Annotated in this window: 15 protein-coding genes and 1 pseudogene; 10 read left to right on the forward strand and 6 right to left on the reverse strand. The window is 67.6% G+C overall.

Annotated elements, in window-relative coordinates:
• Positions 1-90 precede the first annotated feature (90 nt).
• Positions 91-1029 (forward strand): hypothetical protein, encoded by a 939-nt coding sequence (locus F1D05_RS28540; RefSeq protein ID WP_185443523.1) that lies wholly within the window; start codon positions 91-93, stop codon positions 1027-1029.
• 313 nt (positions 1030-1342) lie between these two features.
• Positions 1343-1759 (forward strand): class F sortase, encoded by a 417-nt coding sequence (locus tag F1D05_RS28545; protein WP_185443524.1) that lies wholly within the window; start codon positions 1343-1345, stop codon positions 1757-1759.
• A 19-nt stretch (positions 1760-1778) separates the two neighbouring features.
• Here F1D05_RS28545 and F1D05_RS28550 read toward each other — a convergent pair whose 3' ends face one another.
• On the reverse strand, positions 1779-4319 hold the full coding sequence (locus F1D05_RS28550; protein ID WP_185443525.1) for an ATP-binding protein: 2541 nt from the start codon (positions 4317-4319) through the stop codon (positions 1779-1781).
• Between the two features lie 280 nt (positions 4320-4599).
• On the opposite strand from F1D05_RS28550, the pseudogene F1D05_RS41080 reads away from it, so the two are divergent.
• Positions 4600-4890: pseudogene (locus F1D05_RS41080) on the forward strand (M4 family metallopeptidase); the annotation flags it as partial.
• Here F1D05_RS41080 and F1D05_RS41085 read toward each other — a convergent pair.
• Positions 4786-5049, reverse strand: a complete 264-nt coding sequence (locus tag F1D05_RS41085; RefSeq protein WP_246486974.1) for a hypothetical protein — start codon at positions 5047-5049, stop codon at positions 4786-4788. The pseudogene F1D05_RS41080 and the gene F1D05_RS41085 overlap by 105 nt on opposite strands.
• Positions 5050-5053: 4 nt before the next feature.
• Here F1D05_RS41085 and F1D05_RS28555 point away from each other — a divergent pair, with 4 nt between their 5' ends.
• On the forward strand, positions 5054-6910 hold the full coding sequence (locus tag F1D05_RS28555; RefSeq protein WP_246486051.1) for a M4 family metallopeptidase: 1857 nt from the start codon (positions 5054-5056) through the stop codon (positions 6908-6910).
• Between the two features lie 83 nt (positions 6911-6993).
• Here F1D05_RS28555 and F1D05_RS28560 read toward each other — a convergent pair whose 3' ends face one another.
• Complete coding sequence (locus F1D05_RS28560; protein ID WP_185443526.1) at positions 6994-8193, reverse strand: hypothetical protein; 1200 nt, start codon at positions 8191-8193, stop codon at positions 6994-6996.
• A gap of 186 nt (positions 8194-8379) precedes the next feature.
• On the opposite strand from F1D05_RS28560, the gene F1D05_RS28565 reads away from it, so the two are divergent.
• From F1D05_RS28565 to F1D05_RS28590, 6 genes are all read left to right on the forward strand, one after another.
• Complete coding sequence (locus tag F1D05_RS28565; protein WP_185443527.1) at positions 8380-9297, forward strand: nucleotidyltransferase domain-containing protein; 918 nt, start codon at positions 8380-8382, stop codon at positions 9295-9297.
• Positions 9287-10048, forward strand: a complete 762-nt coding sequence (locus F1D05_RS28570; RefSeq protein WP_246486052.1) for a nucleotidyltransferase domain-containing protein — start codon at positions 9287-9289, stop codon at positions 10046-10048. Before F1D05_RS28565 ends, F1D05_RS28570 begins: the two co-directional genes overlap by 11 nt.
• Positions 10049-10180: 132 nt before the next feature.
• A complete protein-coding gene (locus F1D05_RS28575; RefSeq protein WP_185443528.1) occupies positions 10181-12301 on the forward strand; it encodes an alpha-galactosidase in 2121 nt (706 codons plus the stop codon).
• Positions 12302-12314: 13 nt separating this feature from the next.
• Complete coding sequence (locus tag F1D05_RS28580; RefSeq protein WP_246486053.1) at positions 12315-13217, forward strand: carbohydrate ABC transporter permease; 903 nt, start codon at positions 12315-12317, stop codon at positions 13215-13217.
• On the forward strand, positions 13214-14095 hold the full coding sequence (locus F1D05_RS28585) for a carbohydrate ABC transporter permease (protein ID WP_185443529.1): 882 nt from the start codon (positions 13214-13216) through the stop codon (positions 14093-14095). Before F1D05_RS28580 ends, F1D05_RS28585 begins: the two co-directional genes overlap by 4 nt.
• 8 nt (positions 14096-14103) lie before the next feature.
• Positions 14104-15459, forward strand: coding sequence for an extracellular solute-binding protein (locus F1D05_RS28590; protein WP_185443530.1), 1356 nt, complete (start codon positions 14104-14106; stop codon positions 15457-15459).
• Here the strand turns inward: F1D05_RS28590 and F1D05_RS28595 are convergent.
• The 3 genes from F1D05_RS28595 to F1D05_RS28605 are packed head-to-tail and all read right to left on the reverse strand — an operon-like array spanning position 15456 to position 17853.
• On the reverse strand, positions 15456-16235 hold the full coding sequence (locus F1D05_RS28595; RefSeq protein ID WP_185443531.1) for an ABC transporter permease: 780 nt from the start codon (positions 16233-16235) through the stop codon (positions 15456-15458). The genes F1D05_RS28590 and F1D05_RS28595 overlap by 4 nt on opposite strands.
• On the reverse strand, positions 16232-17020 hold the full coding sequence (locus F1D05_RS28600; RefSeq protein ID WP_185443532.1) for an ABC transporter permease: 789 nt from the start codon (positions 17018-17020) through the stop codon (positions 16232-16234). The genes F1D05_RS28595 and F1D05_RS28600 overlap by 4 nt, the downstream gene beginning before the upstream one ends.
• Complete coding sequence (locus F1D05_RS28605) at positions 17017-17853, reverse strand: ABC transporter ATP-binding protein (RefSeq protein WP_185443533.1); 837 nt, start codon at positions 17851-17853, stop codon at positions 17017-17019. Before F1D05_RS28605 ends, F1D05_RS28600 begins: the two co-directional genes overlap by 4 nt.
• Between the last annotated feature and the right edge of the window lie 284 nt (positions 17854-18137).

An 18137-nucleotide genomic window follows, 5' to 3' on the forward strand; every position in this document is an offset into this window, starting at 1 on the left:
GGGCGCAGTTGGCCGGGCCGAACGAGGACGCACGACTCATCGCAAGCCCGTCCCTTTGGACCGGCGTGACCAGTGGAGAGAAAGAAACCTGTGAACGACGTAGCGAAGTCGGAGCGCTCTGGTGCGCTCAAGGCAGTAAGTTCCAGGGGCGCGGCTCTGCTCGGTGGCGCCGGTGCGATCGCGCTGGCGCTGGGCGGGCTCACCGTGGTCCTTGCCTCGCCGGCCTCGGCCGACGGGATCGTGAAGGACGGCAACCCGACCTGCGCGGTGCTGGTCCCGGGCTCGGAGGAGATCAAGTTCGACCCGCCGACCGCGGGTGTCAAGTCCGAGAACGGCGTCACGGTGACGATGGCCGTCCGCACGCTGCTTGCCGACGACCCGGCGCACGCGGGTGACCAGACCGGTTCCACCGTCATCGACTTCACCGCCGTCGGTGGCACCGTGCTCGGTGCGATCGTCAAGGGCGGTCCGGTCGCGAACTTCTACGACTACCGGCCGGACGGCGTCCTGCTCGGTACCTCGCTGCACCCGCCGGTGAACGAGTCGAACAAGAATCTGCCGTTCTACGGCCTGAGCCACGTCAACTTCTGCTACGGCAAGCCGACCACGCCGACGCCGACTCCCACGCTGACGCCGACGCTGACGCCGTCCGAGACTCCTTCGGAGACGCCGAGCGAGACGCCGTCCGAGACCCCGTCGGAAACCCCGTCGGAAACCCCGTCGGAAACCCCGTCGGAAACCCCGAGCGAGACTCCTTCGGAGACGCCGAGCGAGACCCCGTCGGAGACTCCTTCGGGAACGCCGACTGTGAGTCCGTCCGAGACGCCGACCGCCACGCCGAGTCAGAGCACTCCGGTTGTCGTGCCGACCGAGGTCGACGCCGGCCTTTCCGGCCCGGCGTTGTCGAATGCTTCCGCCAGCTCCAGCCACCAGGGAATCTGGGGCGGAGTATTGCTGGCCTTCGGCGCCATCCTGCTGGCCGCAGGTGTGCTGAAGTCCCTGAAGCGCCGTGGTACCCACGCCGCCTGAAACGCCCGGTAGGCGTCGCCGCCAGGGACGCTCCCGTTCACCACGGTGGACGGCAGCGATCCTGACGGCCGGCGCCGCGCTGGTTCTTTTCGGGGCTTACGTGCAGTTCGGGCGTGACACCTCGGCCGCCGATCAGGGCGGCCGGCCCCGGAGCCCGGCTGCGACAGCTCGGTCCTCGCAGCCGGCTCCAAAGGTGAAGCCGCCGGCATCAACCGCCGGTACGCCGACCGCCGGGCCGACGAAGAGCACTACCTCGTCGGCTGGGCCGAAATCGACCCCGTCCAATCGCCCCAAGGCGGGTACCCCGATCCGGGTGTCCGTCCCGAGCCTCGGCGTCTCGGCCCGAGTGCTCGGCATCCGCGCCCATGGTGGCGCGTTGATCCCGCCGTCCAACCCGAGCCTTGTCGGCTGGTGGTCCGAGGGTGCCCGCCCCGGAGCGGCGAAGGGCTCGGCGATCATCACCGGTCACACCGTGCACACCGGTGGCGGCGCCTTCGACGATCTCGAACAGCTCCGGGCCGGCGACGCCGTCACCGTGTCGACTGGCAAGGGCACGATCAGGTACTCGGTCGTGAGCGTCGCGGTGTACCGCAAGGGAGCCCTGGCCAAGCAGGCCGCGCGCCTGTTCGACCAGGGGGTGGCCGGCCGGCTGGTCCTGGTCACGTGTGAGGACTGGGACGGCAGCAAGTACCTGAGCAACGCGGTCGTCATCGCCAAGCCGGTCGGCTGACCTTCAAGAACTTGCTTCGTCATGCCTGCAGCTCTGCGAGCTGCTGCTGCGCCTCGGCCAGTTCGGGCACCTGGAGGTCGGTGAAGATCTTGACGGCCTCTTGAAGGTAAGGCAGCGACTCGCCGGTGCGGTCGAGGGCGGCAAGGGCTGCTGCGAGGCGTTGCCGGGTGGTGCCGCGGTCGATGCCCTGGTCGAGTTCGTCCGCGAGGCCGATCGCGGTCCGGAACAGTTCCACGGCCTGCGAGTAGTCAGCCCTGAGGTGGGCGAGCTTGCCGAGACCCTGGGTCGCCTGGAGGCGAAAGGTGCCTTCGCCCTGGTCCCGGGCGGCCCGGTCGGATTGCTCGAAGAGTTGCAGCGCTTCGTCGTACCGGCCGCTGGACAGCTGGATCTCGGCCAGGCTCAGCAAGGCGCCGATTTCGGCGATGGCCTCGCCGACCTCACGGGTGTATTGGAGGCACTGACGCTGGAGGTCCGCCGCCTCCTCGTAGCGGCCGAGCTTCCAATAGGCGCCGGCGAGGCTGGCGCGCGCATAGTTCACCACCGTCCGGGTCTGGAGCTTCTCGGCTGCCGCGAGCGCCTCGCGATACTGCTCGGCGGCCTGCTCCAGCCGGCCGAGGTCGAAGTGGACGTCCCCGAGGCCGACGCCGGCATTGATCGCCACCTGGTGCTCGCCGATCTCCTCGGCCACCGCGAGGCTGCGGGCGTAGGTGATCGTGGCCTCGGCGAAGCGGGCCGAGGTGCACTGGAGGTCACCCAGCCCCAGCAGCGCCTGGCATTCGCCGGACCGATAGCCGGTCGCGAGTGACAGCTCGAGGACGCGGTCGTACTGCGCCTTCGCCTCCGCGTTGCGCCCGCTCATCCGGGCGATCTCGCCGAGCCCCATCGCGGCGACGATCTCGCCCACCTGCCAATCCGCGCGGCGCGCGGCCGCCAACGCTTCGGTGTAGGCCTCGATCGCCGGGTCCAGCAGGCCGCGGATCTGGAGGCCTAGCGCCACCATGGCACCGAGCCGTGCCACGCCGACCGCGTCGCCATCGTTCTGAGCCGCCGCCAGTGCGGCTCGGTAGAGCGGCACGGCCTCCGTCACGCGAGCGCGCGATTGGAGGTGCCGGTGGATGGTGCCGCAGAGGTAGGGATTGAGCTGGGCGTCGTCCTGGGCGAGCCTGAGGAGGGTGTCGGTTTCGCGGTCGAGCCAGCGTTCGGCCGACCTGGCGGTGCTCAGGTCGCCGGTGAGTCCGCGGGGGCGGCGTTGCTCCTCCGAGGGGTAGAGCAGGTCCATCGCCGTCGTCGCCGTACCGGCGTAGTGCGTCTTGAAGCGCTCGACGGCGGCCGATCGGCCGGCCGTCCCGTCCTCGTCGACGGACAGCAGCGCGGAGTAGGCGCGGACCAGGTCGTGGAAGGTGTAGACGGCCGGTTCGTTCTCGATCAGGAGGTGGCCGTCGACCAGGTCGTCGAGGATCGGCCGGACCTCCCGCACCGTCAGGTCGGTGCCGGCGGCAACTACTGCCTCGTCCATCGCCGCGCCCGGCGCGAGACTCATCAGCCGGAAGAGCCGCTGGTGTCCGGCCGGGAACTGCCGGTAGGACAAGGCGAAAGCGGCCGCGACGCTCTCCTGCCCGGCTCGCAGATCGGCGAGCGATTCCGCTGGTGAACCAAGCCGGCCTGCCAGCCCGGCCAGGTCACCGTCGTCGTAGCGAGCGGCAACGATCTGTACTGCGAGTGGCAGGCAGTCGCAGAGCTCGACGACCCTGCGCAGCAGCCCCGGATCCCCGGCCGCCCCGGCCAACTCGGTGAACAGGGCAACGGCCTCGTCCGTACTGAGTGGGTCGATCGAGAACGGCCGGGCGGACCCGAGTCCGGTGAGCCGCGATCGGCTGGTGATCAGGACCGCGCAGCCCGCCGTGCCGGGAAGCAGTGGGCTGACCTGTTCGGCCGAGACGGCGTTGTCGAGAACGATCAGCATCCGCCGGCCGGCGAGCCTGGTCCGGTAAAGCGCCGACCGCTGCTCCAGTTCGTCGGGAATCCGCTGGCCCGGTACGCCGAGCGTCCGGAGTACGCGGGCCAGGATCGCTCCGGCGTCCTCCGGTTCGACGCTTTCGGTGAAACCGTGCAGATCGATGAAGAGTTGGCCGTCGGGATAGTCGTCCACTACTTCGTGGGCAGCCTGTACGGCGAGCGCGGTCTTGCCGACTCCGGCCATTCCGTCGATCGTCACAATGGCCACCCCCGGATGCGGAACGCCGCCCGGTGACAAATAGCCCGAAATGGTGTCGAGGACCTCGCGCCGGCCGGTGAAAGTGGCCGGGGCGGGCGGCAACTGCGATGGCGTCGCGGTGCCCGGCCGGCGTCGCGCCGACTCGGCGAGGGCAGTTGCGTTCGGCCCGCTGAGTCCGAGCGCCTTCGTCAGTTCCTCGATCGTCTCCCGGCGGGGGAAGCGGCGCTGCCCGCGTTCCAGCAAGGAGACGGCCTTGGGGCTGAGCGAGGCGCGGTGGGCGAGTTCTTCCTGGGAGATGCCGGCCGACTGCCGGTGGTGGCGGAGCAGTTCGGCGAAGGAGGTCACGGCGCCAAGCTTAAGCAAACAACCGATTTTGCCGGGAAAGCGCTCTATTTTGAGGTGACAACGCAGTCAATGGCTGGCTTGTGCCAACGGCAGTAATGCGCCTTGCCCAGGATATGAGACGGGCATAGTGTCCGTCCGCGATCCACTGGCGGTGGACGAGGGGGAAGGGGATCAGTGCGGCCCAGTGGTGTCCGGAGCGTTCAGGCGGAACAGGTGCAGCCGCTTGCCAGCCCGGCGAATCGCAACCCGCCCTGCACCATTTCCTGAAAGGGCCACGCCCATGGTCTTGTTTCAGCGTTCCCGGAAGGCCGCCACATTCTTCGCGGTCACCGGTCTGACGGTCGCTACCGTCGCCGGTCTCGGAGCGACATCGTCCAACGCCGCGTCCAACGCGGCCCCACCGAAGCCTACCGAGGCCCAGTCGAAGGCCCTCGCGGCCAAGGCGGCGTCGTCGTTGGTGGCCAAGTCACCGGCCGGTCTGCATGCCGGCAAGAACGACAAGTTCGTCGCCAAGACGATCATCTCCGAGAAGTCCGGACTTCAGTACGTCCCCTACGTGCGGACCTTCAAGGGCCTGCCGGTCGTCGGCGGTGACTTCGTGGTCGTCACCGACGCCAACGGCGTCGTCAAGGACACCTCGGTGGCCCAGACGGTCACGATCCCCGACCTGTCGACGACGGCCCGGGATCACCGCCGCCTCGGCAAAGGCGACCGCGACCAAGCTGCTCAAGCAGGTGACCTCCAGCACGCAGCCGACGTTGGCTGTCTATGCGCTCGGCAACAAGCCGAGCCTGGCGTGGGAGTCCCGCGTCACCGGTCGCAACGCCACGGAGCCGTCGAGTCTGTCGGTCTACGTCGACGCGAAGACCGGCAAGGTGCTCGGCACGCAGGAGCACGTGATGGCCGGCAACGGTACGGCGGCGTACAGCGGTCCGAACCCGGTCCACCTGGACACCACGCTGTCCGGCAGCACGTACTCGATGAAGGACCCGGGCACCACCAACCTGTCCTGCCAGGACGCGGCGAACAACACCACGTTTTCCGGGCCGGACGACTTGTGGGGTAATGGGAACGCCACCAGCCGCGAGACCGGTTGCGTCGACGCGTTGTTCGCCGCGCAGACCGAGCGGCACATGCTGACCGACTGGCTCGGCCGCAACGGCATGGACGGCAACGGCGGCGCCTGGCCGATCCGCGTCGGCCTGAACGACGTAAACGCCTACTACGACGGCAGCCAGGTGCAGATCGGTCACAACAACAACAGCCAGTGGATCAGCTCGATCGACGTGGTGGCACACGAGATGGGCCACGGCATCGACGACCACACCCCGGGCGGGATCTCCGGCAGCGGGACCCAGGAGTTCGTCGCCGACGTCTTCGGCGCGGGCACCGAGTGGTACAGCAACCAGTCGTCGGCGTACGACCCGCCGGACTTCCTGGTCGGCGAGGAGATCAACCTGGTTGGCCAGGGTCCGATCCGCAACATGTACAACCCGTCGGCACTCGGCGACCCGAACTGCTACTCGAGCTCGATCCCGAGCACCGAGGTGCACGCCGCAGCCGGTCCCGGTAACCACTGGTTCTACCTGCTGTCGCAGGGCAGCAACGGTTCGCCGGCCAGCCCGACCTGCAACAGTTCGACGGTGACCGGCATCGGCATCCAGAAGGCCATCCGGATCATGTACAACGCGATGCTTCTGAAGACGAGCAGCAGCTCGTACCTGAAGTACCGCACCTGGACGCTGACCGCGGCCAAGAACCTGTACTCGCCGAGCTGCACCGAGTTCAACACCGTCAAAGCGGCGTGGGACGCGGTGAGCGTTCCGGCACAGGCGGGCGACCCGACCTGCTCCACCAGCGGCGGGGTAACCGTCGGCAACCCGGGCAACAAGAGCGCCACGGTCGGTTCTGCGATCGCGTCGTTCACCCTGTCTGCCTCGGGCGGCACCGCGCCGTACACCTGGTCCGCCACCGGTCTGCCGGCCGGAATCACCATCGGTTCCTCCACGGGCACCGTTTCCGGTACGCCGACCACCGCCGGTACCTACAACGTGACCGCGACGGCCACGGCGAGTGCCGGTGGATCCGGTAGCACGTCCTTCACCATCACGGTCAACCCTGTCGGTGGCGGTTGCTCCTCGCCCGGCCAGAAGCTCGGTAACCCCGGCTTCGAGACCGGTACTGCGGCGCCGTGGTCGGCGTCGGCAGGCGTGATCGACAACTCGTCCGGTCAGGCCGCACACGGTGGCTCCTGGAAGGCGTGGCTCAACGGCTACGGCACGACCCACACCGACACCCTGAGCCAGTCCGTCGCGATTCCGGCCGGCTGCCACGCGGTGCTCTCGTTCTACCTGCACATCGATTCGGCCGAGACCACGACCACGGTTCAGTACGACAAGCTGACCGTGAAGGCGGGCTCGACCACCCTGGCGACACTCTCCAACCTGAACAAGGCTGCGGGCTACTCGCTGAAGTCGTACGACGTGTCGTCGCTGGCGGGCCAGACGGTCTCGTTCAACTTCACCGGCACTGAGGACTCCTCGCTGCAAACCTCCTTCGTCATCGACGACACAGGCCTCAACCTGAGCTGACGAAGAGGGCACTACCAACACAAACAGCCGGCCGCCTCACCCTTCGGGGGTGAGGCGGCCGGTGTTGTTGTCCACAAGGGCTTTCAGTTCAGGTTCATCCTGGGTTCGCCGTTGAGGAGGCCGGTGCCGGCGATGGTGCAGGTGCCGCCGCGGTTGAGGTTGTAGGACTGGCGGACGCAGGAGCGGAGGGCCAGCTGGGCCCAGTAGTTGGGGTGCAGGGACTCCTGGATGAAGTAGTTCGAGCCGATCGTGGTGACGGTGCGGATCTGGTTGATCCACTCGGTCTTGTCGACGGCGGCCGGCTGGGTCCACGACGACAGGCCGACCTCTTCGTACAGGCCGACGGTCGACTCGCAGAGGCGGCGGCCGTTGAAGGCGGACTGGAGTTCGAGGATGCGGGTGTTGGCGAGGCCCGACTGGCCGACGGCGGCGCGGACGGTGTTGTTGATGGTCGCGAGCGCGGTGCTGTTGGCCCAGTCCGCGTCCGCGTTCCAGAAGCCGCAGCCGCCCGTGTTCTGCCGGCCGTAGCCGCTCTCGCCGTAGCGGAACCCGCTCGCGGTCGGGATCGGTGACGGGTAGGTCTGCACCTGCAGGGTCCACGCGTTGTCTGCGTACCCGGCGTTGCGCATCGCCGTCCGCAGGTTCTGGAACGAGGTCGCGATCCGGGCCCGTACGGCGGTGACGTTGGCGGTGGTGAAGTTGGCGACCACCGACGAGTCGTCCTTGCAGTAGTCCTTGAACCAGGTCGGCGAGGTGAGGAAGTCGGTCACGCAGGAGGTGACGACCGAGGCGAAGTTGAAGTCGTTGCCGCCGATCGACGCGACCACGAGCTTCACGTTGTGGGTCGAGGCGAACTGCTGCAGGAGTTTCGCCTGGCCGAGATGGCCGTTGCCGTCGTCGTAGAAGTCCAGACCGGGCTTGAAGTTGTCACCGGTCGTCGTGGCGGTGCTCGCGCCGGAGCAGGCCAGGTTCAGGCCGCTGACGCCGGCGCCGATGTAGGCCTCGGCCGACCGGCTGCGGTGACATCGCGAGATCGTCTCCGCGGTGCCACTGGCGTTGTCGTGGTAGGCGTGCGCGCCGAGTGCGTCGGCCGGTGCCTCGGAGTTGTTGGAACTGCCGGCCCAGCGGCCGGCCTCGCCCGAGATGTAGGAGTCGCCGACCGAGACGACGTACGGCGTACCGGTGCCCGGGCCGTCGGCGCGGGCGGTGGAAGTACTGACAACCAGGGCGGAAGCTGTCAGGAGGACTGCGCTGGCGACGGAAAAGCTGCGATGGATCTTCATCGATTGGCCCCATCTCGACCGTTTGGGCGGGCGATGGCCGTTCGGACCCCGTGATCGGCCATCTGGCTCGGGAATCTACCGCCGGGTAACGGCGGATGGTAGACCGAGAGTGGTGGCATGTTTTCGCCCTGTCACGATCTTGCCAATTTCCGCGCGCCCGGACCCGGCGTGGGGGAGCATGTCGGCATGTCAGTCGAGGGGCCGCAGTTGCCGGTAGGGACGCAGGTCGTACTACGGGTCGCGCGGCCCGATGCCGACGGCGGTACTGCGCAGCGCGGCGCGACCGGGCGGGTCAGCGGAGTCACCCCCGACGGTCGCTACACCGTGCACCTGGTCGACGGGCGCGACGCCACCGCGGGACGGGACCAGCTCAGCCTGCGTACGGCGTACCAGGACGAAGCTGTTGCGGTTGACCAGGTCGACGGCGACGAACTGGTGCGGGAACACACCGTGTACGCCGTGGTGGTCGGATCTCGTGCTTTCGGGCTCGACACGGATGCCTCAGACACCGATACGCGGGCCGTGTACGTCGCGCCGACGGAGGCGTTCTGGTCGCTCGCGAAACCGCCGACGCATGTCGACGGGCCCGAGCCGGAGTGGTTCTCGTGGGAGGTCGAGCGGTTCTGCGAACTGGCGCTGAAGGCGAATCCGAACCTGCTCGAAGTGCTCCACTCGCCGCTGGTGGTCAAGCAGACTCCGCTGGGTGAGGAGCTGGTGGGCCTGCGCGAGGCGTTCCTGTCGCAGCTCGCGTACCAGACGTACTCCGGCTATGTGCTGAGCCAGTTCAAGAAGCTGGAGGCGGACTTCCGGCGCGACGGTGCGCCGAAGTGGAAGCACGTCATGCACCTGATCAGATTGTTGCTGGCAGCCCGCACTTTGCTTGCTGAGGGCAAGTTGGTTGTCGACGTCGGGCCGGATCGCGAGCGGCTGCTCGCAATCAAGAGGGGCGAATCGTCCTGGCCGGACGTCGAACGCTGGCGGCTGTCCCTGCACGAGGAGCTCGACCAGGCGCTGGCGAAAACCGTGCTGCCGGCGACGCCCGATGTCGGTAGGGTCGACGCCTGGCTCAGGTCCGTCCGGAAGAGGAGCATCGGTGACGCGTGACATGCGAACGCTCGACTACACCGAGCTCCGCGGCATCGTCGGAGACCAGCCGTACGACCTGCTCTTCGCCACCGTCTCCGGCGCACACCTCTACGGCTTCCCGTCCAAGGACTCCGACGTCGACCTCCGCGGTGTCCACGTGCTTCCGGTCGCCGAGGTCGTCGGACTGACCACGGGCCCGGAGACGCTGGACCGGACCTGGTTCCAGAACGAAGCCGAGGTCGATCTCGTCACCCACGACCTGGCCAAGTTCCTCCGGCTGATGCTGCGCCGCAACGGCTACGTGCTGGAGCAGGTGCTGTCGCCGCTCGGGGTGGTGACGAGTCCCGGGCACGAAGAGCTGGTCGCGCTCGCGGACGGGTGTCTGACGAAGTGGCACTCGCATCACTATCGCGGGTTCGGGAAGACGCAGTGGGCGCTGTTCGGCAAGACGGGGGAGCTCAAGCCGCTGCTCTACACGTTCCGGGTGCTGTTGACCGGGATCCATCTGATGCGCACGGGCGAAGTACAGGCTGATCTGCGGGAGCTGGCCGACCAGGCACCGGCGTACCTGCCGGAGTTGATGGCCGCCAAGGCCGAAGTCGAACATGGTCCTGTCGACGGGCCGGCCGCCGAGCTGATCGAGCGAGACGTCCTGCGACTGCAGGCGTTGCTCGACGAGGCCGAAGCGGAGTCGAAGCTACCGGACGCCCCCTCGGCGGGGGCGGCGCTGAACGATCTGCTGGTTCGTACGCGCCTCGCTGCGCGCTGACGGCCGCTGCCCCCGGGCAGGGCGGGCGAGGGCTCCAAGGTAGTTACTTAACCTCGTGAAGCTATTGACATCCCTGACGGCAGGGTAAATAGTTCCGTCCTGAAACCAATCAAAAGGCAGAGTGAATCAACAGTGTCGAACATCAAGGTGCTGCAGCTCCGCTCCGCGGGCGTGAGCCTCCTCCTGGACTGCTCCGGTCCGGCCCTGCCGTCCGTGCTGCATTGGGGCGCGGATCTGGGTGAGCTGAGCGACACCGCTCTGGTGGACTTCCGGCGGGGAGCGGGCGCGATCCAGGTCGGCAACGGCCTCGACGAGAACCAGCCGGTCGCGCTCATCCCGGAGTACTCGTCCGGCTGGTTCGGGCTGCCCGGCCTGAACGGGCACCGCGACGGCCAGGACTTCTCCGCGTCGTTCCAGCTCACTGAGGTTGCTCAGACCGGCAACACGGTCCAGGTCACGGCGGCCGATCCGCAAGCCGGACTGAGCCTGGCGCTCGTGGTGGAGCTGACCGACTCGGGCCTCGTCCGGGCAAAGGCGGAGCTCACGAACACGGGCGGTTCGCCGTACACGGTCGATGGGCTGGTGCTCGCGCTGCCGGTGCCGACCGAGGCGACCGAACTGCTCGACCTGACTGGCCGGCACATCGGTGAGCGGCACCCGCAGCGGAGTGCGTTCACCCAGGGTCTGCACCTGCGTGACAACCGCCGCGGCCGGACCGGCGCCGACGCCACCCTGCTGCTCTTCGCCGGTACGCCGGGCTTCGACTTCGGCACCGGCGAGATCTGGGGCGTGCACACCGCCTGGAGCGGCAACCACCGCTCGTACGCCGAACGCGGGATGAGCGGGTTCGCCGTCATCGGTGGCGGCGAACTGCTCCTTCCCGGCGAGGGGCGCCTGGAAGCCGGCGGGAGCTACAGCACCCCGTGGATCTACGGCACGTACGGCGTGGGTCTCGACCAGCTGTCGACGCGCTTCCACGCCTACCTGCGGGCTCGGCCGAGCCACCCGACGACGGATCGGCCCGTCGTACTGAACACCTGGGAGGCCGTGTACTTCGACCTCGACCTGGACAAGCTGAAGGCGCTCGCGGACGCGGCGGCCGAGGTCGGTGCCGAGCGGTTCGTGCTCGACGACGGCTGGTTCCGTGGCCGCCGCGACGACCACGCCGGCCTGGGCGACTGGTACGTCGACGAGGGGATCTGGCCGAAGGGCCTGCACCCGCTGGTCGACCACGTCACCGGGCTCGGCCTGCAGTTCGGTCTGTGGGTGGAGCCGGAGATGGTCAACCCGGACTCCGACCTGGCTCGTCAGCAGCCGGAATGGATCCTTGCCACCGGCAACCGGATGCCGCTGACCGCGCGCCACCAGCAGGGCCTGAACCTGGGCATCCAGGCCGCCTACGACTACTTGCTCGAGCGGCTGGACAGCCTGCTGAGCGAGTACGACATCAGCTACCTGAAGTGGGACCACAACCGCGACTTCGTTGACGGCGGCAACCAGTTGACCGGGACGGCCGGGATCCACGAGCAGACGCTCGCGCTCTACCGGTTGCTCGACGAGCTGAAGCGGCGTCATCCCGGCCTGGAGATCGAGTCCTGCTCGTCCGGTGGCGCGCGGGTGGACCTCGCCGTTCTGGAGCGGACCGACCGGGTCTGGGGAAGCGACAGCAACGACGCGCTGGAGCGGCAGAAGATCCAGCGGTACACGCAGTTGCTGCTGCCGCCCGAGCTGATCGGCTGCCACGTCGGCCCGCCGAAGGCGCACACCACCGGCCGGACCCAGAGCCTGGCCTTCCGGGCCGCCACCGCCTTGTTCGGCCACTTCGGAATCGAGTGGGACATCAGCAAGGCGTCGCCCGAAGAGCGGGCGGAGCTGGCAGGCTGGGTCGCGCTGCACAAGGAACTCCGGCCGCTGCTGCACACCGGCAGGGTGGTCCGCGCCGATCGCGGCTCGGACGACTTCCTGCTGCACGGAGTGGTCGCGCAGGACGGTTCCCGCGCGGTGTACTCCGCCGTACAGCTGGCGCAGTCGATCACCTCCGACGTGGGCAGGGTCCGGCTGCCGGGTCTCACCAAGGACCGCGTGTACCGGGTGCGAAAGCTGGTCACGCCGGGAGCCGAGCCGCGGCACAGCGCAGCCTGGTGGAGTGACGGCGTGGAGCTGAACGGTGCTGCGCTCGCGGCGGCCGGCGTACAGGTTCCGGCGCAGTGGCCGGAGAGCGCGGTTCTGCTGGAAGTTCTGGCCATCGACTAGAAGGAGATCGCCCGTGACCGTGACGACGAGTCCCCCTCGAAAACGACGAAGTCCCGGGGATCTGAAGGTCGCGATGATCTTCCTGGCTCCGGCGACGCTGGGGTTCGTGGTGTTCTACATCTGGCCCACGCTCCGCGGCGCGTACCTGAGCTTCACCGAGTACAGCCTGCTGTCGGCGCCGAAGTTCAACGGGCTCGACAACTACGAGCGGATGGTGCACGACAGCTTCTTCTGGAACGCGCTCGGCGTCACGGTCGAGTACGTGGTGATCAACATCGGCCTGCAGACCGTGCTCGCGGTCGGCATCGCGATGCTGATGTACCGGCTGACGAAGTCGATCACGGTCCGCGCGGTGGTGCTGCTGCCGTACCTGGTGGCGAACGTCGTGGTCGCGCTGGTCTGGTACTGGATGCTCGACTACCAGGTCGGCATCGTGAACCAGGCGCTGAGCTGGATCGGGATCGACCCGGTCGCCTTCTTCGGTGACTCGCACTGGGCGATCCCGACCGTTGCCCTGATCAACGTCTGGCGGCACATGGGCTACACGGCGCTGCTGGTGTTCGCCGGTCTGCAGATGATCCCGACCTATGTGTACGAAGCGGCCGAGGTGGACGGATCGACCGAGATGAAGACGTTCTGGCGGATCACCCTGCCGCTGCTGCGGCCCGTACTCGTGATGGTCCTGGTGGTCACCATGATCGGGTCGTTCCAGCTCTTCGACACCGTCGCGGTGACGACGCAGGGCGGGCCGATCAACGCGACCCGGGTGATCTACTACTACATCTACGAGCGGGCCTTCACCCGGTTCGACTTCGGCTACGCGTCGGCGATGGCGCTGGTGCTGTTCGCCATCCTCGCGCTCGTCTCGCTGCTGCAGCTGCGGTTGCTGCGCGCCAAGGAGAGTGATCTGGCATGAGGCGTGAGCTGAACCCGGGCCGCGTCGTCGCCTGGGCCTGCCTGATCGTGTTGATGCTGCTGACGCTGTTCCCGTTCTACTGGATGCTCCGTACCGCGTTCTCGGACAACACCCAGTTGCCAGGGCATCCCAGCTCGCTGCTCCCGGTGGAGTCCACCCTCGGTGCCTTCAAGCGCGTACTGGGGCTGTCATCGGTCGCCGAGGCGCAGGCACAGGGTGGTTCCGGAGCCGCGGTGAACTTCTGGCTCTACTTGCGCAACTCGCTGATCGTGTCGACCGTCACCACGGTGTGCCAGGTGTTCTTCAGCGCGCTCGCGGCGTACGCGTTCGCCCGGTTGCGCTGGCCCGGCCGGGACAAGGTGTTCGCGCTGTTCCTGGCCGCGCTGATGGTTCCGCCGATCTTCACCCTGCTGCCGAACTTCGCGCTGATCAAGAACCTCGGGCTGCTGAACAGCTTCGCCGGCATCATCCTGCCGACCGCGTTGATGACGCCGTTCGCGATCTTCTTCCTGCGCCAGTTCTTCCTCGGCATCAACCGGGAACTGGAGGAGGCGGCGATGATCGACGGCGCCGGTCACGGCCGGATCTTCTTCGGGCTGATCATCCCGATGAGCGCCGCGCCGATCACCACGCTGGCGATCCTGACCTACATCAACTCGTGGAACGACTACTTCTGGCCGTTGCTGGTCGGTCAGCAGGAGAAGGTCCGGGTCCTCACCGTCGCGCTCGGGGTGTTCCGCTCACAGACCCCGCAGGGCGGGCCGGACTGGGCCGGGCTGATGGCGGCGACCCTGATCGCGGCGCTGCCGATGATCCTCCTGTTCGTGGTGTTCGCCCGCCGGATCACCAACTCCATCGGTTTCTCCGGGATCAAGTGAGGTCTGCGATGAGCTTCTCGAGACGGACACTGCTGAAGGCCGGACTGGCCGGACTCGCCGCATCGGCTGTCGCCGGCTGCAACAACGGGGCCACCGATCGTGGTGCCGGTGAGGTCATCTACTGGCTCTGGGACTCCGCCCAGCTACCGATGTACACCGAGTGCGCGAAGGTGTTCCAGCAGCAGAACCCGCAGTACCAGGTGAGTGTCGAGCAGTACGGCTGGAACGACTACTGGGGCAAGCTCGTCACCGGGTTCATCTCCGGAACGGCGCCCGACGTGTTCACCTCGCACTCGGCGAAGTACCCGCTGTTCGCGGACAAGGGCCAAGTGCTGGCGATCGACGACTTCGTTGCTGCTGACAACGTCGATCTCGACATCTACCAGAAGGGGCTGGCCGATCGATGGATCGGTGCCGACGGCAAGCGGTACGGGTTGCCGAAGGACTGGGACACCGAGGTCTACTTCTACAACTCCGGTCTGACCGACGCGGCCGGGATCTCCGCCGAGCAGCTGAACTCGATGACCTGGAACCCGTCCGACGGCGGCACCTTCGAGCAGATCGTCGCGCGGCTGACGGTGGACTCGAAGGGCCGGCGGGGCGATCAGCCCGGGTTCGACAAGAACAACGTCAAGGTCTACGGACTCGGGTACGGCGATGCCGGCGGCGCCGACGGGCAGACGAGCTGGAGCTGGTACGCGGCGTCGAACGGCTGGGTGTACTCCGAAGGGCAGCCGTGGGGCACCAAGTTCTTCTACGGCGATCCCAAGTTCACCGAGACGATCGGGTGGTGGCGTGGCCTGATCACCAAGGGGTACATGCCGACGTACGCGCAGGCCAAGTCGGGCGTCGACATCACCACGAGCTTCGGCGCCGGCAAGTACGGGCTGACGCCGAACGGTTCCTGGATGCTCGGCACGTACGCCGGGCTGAAGGGCGTGAAGACCAAGCTGGCCCGGCTCACCCAGGGCCCGAACGGCAAGCGGATGTCGATGATGAACGGTCTGGCGGACACCATCTGGGCGGGCACCAAGCGGCGCGAGGCGTCCTGGGCCTGGGTGAAGTTCCTCGGCTCGCAGACCGCGCAGGACATCGTCGCCAGGGCCGGGGTGGTGTTCCCGGCCGTCAGCGCCTCGATGCCGGCCGCCAATGCGTCGTTCGCCAAGGCCGGCTGGGACGTGACGCCGTTCCTCGAGCCGGTGGAGGCGGGGAACGTGTTCCCCTACCCCGCCAACCCGAACGCCGCCGACGTCTCCGCGGTGATGACGCCGGCGATGGAATCGGTGATGTCCTTCGCCTCCGACCCGGCGTCACTGGCCAAGGCCAACAACGACGTCAACAAGATCCTCGCTGCGAACGCCTAGCTGGCGCTGCTGTAGCGGCGGCTGGCCAGCTGCCAATGCAGGATCGTGAGTAGGACGCCAACAGTCAGCAGGAGTAGACCTGTCGACAAAGCAGCAACGGTGCCGGCCAAAACCTTGGCCGGCACCGCTGCTATCAGGCCCGCCGGAACGATCGTCGCGAGGACGAACTGAACGGACTTCGGGAAGTAGGCCAGCGGGTACCGCCCGGCTTCGCGGGCCTGGAGCGCGACCTCGTTGATCGGCTCCGCGCTCTCGAACCAGAACGCCAGGTAGACGAGGTTCGCCCAGAGCAGGCTGAAGCCGATGAACCCGATCGCTGTCCATCCTGCGGCTCGGACAATCAGTTCTGGTGTTATCGGTAGGTGTGCTGCGTGGGCGCCTGCAGCGGCCAGACCGAGGCCGGTGACGACGCGGCCGAGCTCCGCAGGCTCCATCCATCTCAGCGCCGCGAAAAGCTGTGCGTTCACCGGGCGGACGAGGATGAGGTCCAGTTCGCCTTTGCGCACGTAGCCGTCGATGCGGCGCAGATTCGGGGCGACGAAGCAGTCCATCAGACCGGTGCAGGCACCGTAGATGCCGACCACGATCAGGGTGAGCGGGCCGTTCCAGCCGACCGCGGCAGCCGCCGTACCGGTGAGGATCAGCACCGGGATGAGGCCCAGGACGAGTTCTGCCGTGGAGGCGATCGCGTTGGTGACCGTCTGGCTGCGGAACTGCAGGTCGCGCCGGATTGCTTGCTTTAGGCAACTCCACCAGAGCCGCGCGTAGCGCTTCATGCGCCGGCTCCTTGATAGCTGCGCAGCCCGATCCGCCAGACGAACACCGCCGCGCCGACGAACGCGGCGAACCAGGCGAACTGCAGGGCGAAGCTCCCGCGCGACGGGTTGCCGAGCAGGACCTCGAGCGGGAACGACACCATGAACCGGAACGGCTGGGCGTCGAGGAAGCTCCTGACCGCCGCGGGGAAGAGCGCGAGCGGGATCAACGCACCCGACAGGATCCGGGCCAGGAGCGAGCGCAAGCGGTCCACCGCGGAGACGTCCTCGAACCAGAACGCCAGCGACCCGATCACGATGTCGAGCGAGAAGGTCATCGCGGCGGCCATCAGGAGTGAGATCGCGAACGCGAGCCACTTCCCGACAGTTGTCGGCAGGTCGACCTGGTTGCGGAAGATGAATCCGAGCACAGCCGCGAGCGGTATCAGCAGGAACAGCTTGATGACCTTCTCGGCGAGGTTGTTGGCGAGGCCGTTGAGATGGGTGGAACACGGGCGGACGAGCCAGGAACTCAACCCACCAAGGCGGATGCTCGCCGCCAGGAACCCCGAGGTCCAGCTGCTGGTGAGCATCGCGACGATGCTCACGAGGACGAGATAGGTGGTCAGGAACGACTCGGTGACCGGTGGCTTGGCGCCCTGGGCGATCGCGCCCCGCCATACCAGCAGGGAGATGGCCGGGGCGACGATGTTGCTGAGCTGGAGCATCGCGAGCCACCAGCGGTAGTGCAGCATGATCGTCACCTCGCGGACGACGAGGATCCGCAGGACGCGGGCGAGCCTCATGCGTCCGCTGCCGCTTCGGTGAACAGCTTCGACATCACCTGGTCGAGGTCGGCGTCGACCCCGGCGTCTGCTCGCTCGCGAAGCGCTTCCAGGTCGCCGTCGAAGATGGTTCGGCCGTGGTTGACGACGGCGATGCGCTCACACAGCGCCGCGACGTCGTTCATGTCGTGGCTGGTCAGCACGATCGTCGTACCGAGGTCGCGGTTCAGCTCGGCCAGGAAGGCGCGGACGCTGAGCTTCGCGACGACGTCCAGGCCGACGGTCGGTTCGTCGGCGAAGAGCAGGTCGGGGCCGTGCAGCAGCGCGAGGATCAGCTCGCAGCGCATCCGTTGCCCGAGCGACAGCTTGCGGACCGGGATGTTCAGGATGTCTTCGACTTGCAGGCGCTCGGCGAGGTCTTTGATGGTGGCCTCGAAGCGTGGTTCGGGGATCGCGTACATCTCCTTGTGGATCAGCAGCGAGTCGTACGTCGAGACGTCCCACCAGAGCATCGACTTCTGGCCGAACACGACGGAGATCCTGGAGAGGAAGTCGTAGCCGCGCTTGGCCGGGCGGTGACCTAGGACCTCGAGGTCGCCGCTGGTTGGGCGCAGCAGGCCGCAGAGCATCTTGATCGTGGTCGTCTTGCCGGCGCCGTTCGGGCCGAGGAGTCCGATGATCTGACCGCGGGGCACGGTGAGTTGCAGGGCGTCGACCGCGACGCGTTCGCGGCGGTCCGGGCGGAAGAGGCCTTTGACGGCACCAGCCAGGCCTGGTTGCTGCTCGGTGTAGCGGTAGGTCTTGGTCAGAGCCTCGGTGTGGATCGCGGGCTCTTCAGTGCTGGATTCGGGCATGGGGCTTGCTCCAATCCGCGGCTCCAGGCTGACTGGGGAAGTCGCCTCAGTGGATCAGCAGGAACCGCCGGGGTCGCGCCGGACCCGTCGAAGACCCTAACCCGGGAGGGCGGCCCGGCTCATCCGAATTACGCCTGGTTCCAGGGTCGGACCCTGGGTTGTCCCTGGTACGGCATACGCCAGCGGGAGTACGCCGTACTGCGTCCAGGGGTGCAGGGTGCGTCGCGTGGAGTAGGTGAGGTGTAGCCGCCGAGGCGACGCGGGGGAGGGGTCTCGGGCGACAC

The organism is Kribbella qitaiheensis (assembly GCF_014217565.1).
GTDB lineage: Bacteria > Actinomycetota > Actinomycetes > Propionibacteriales > Kribbellaceae > Kribbella > Kribbella qitaiheensis_A.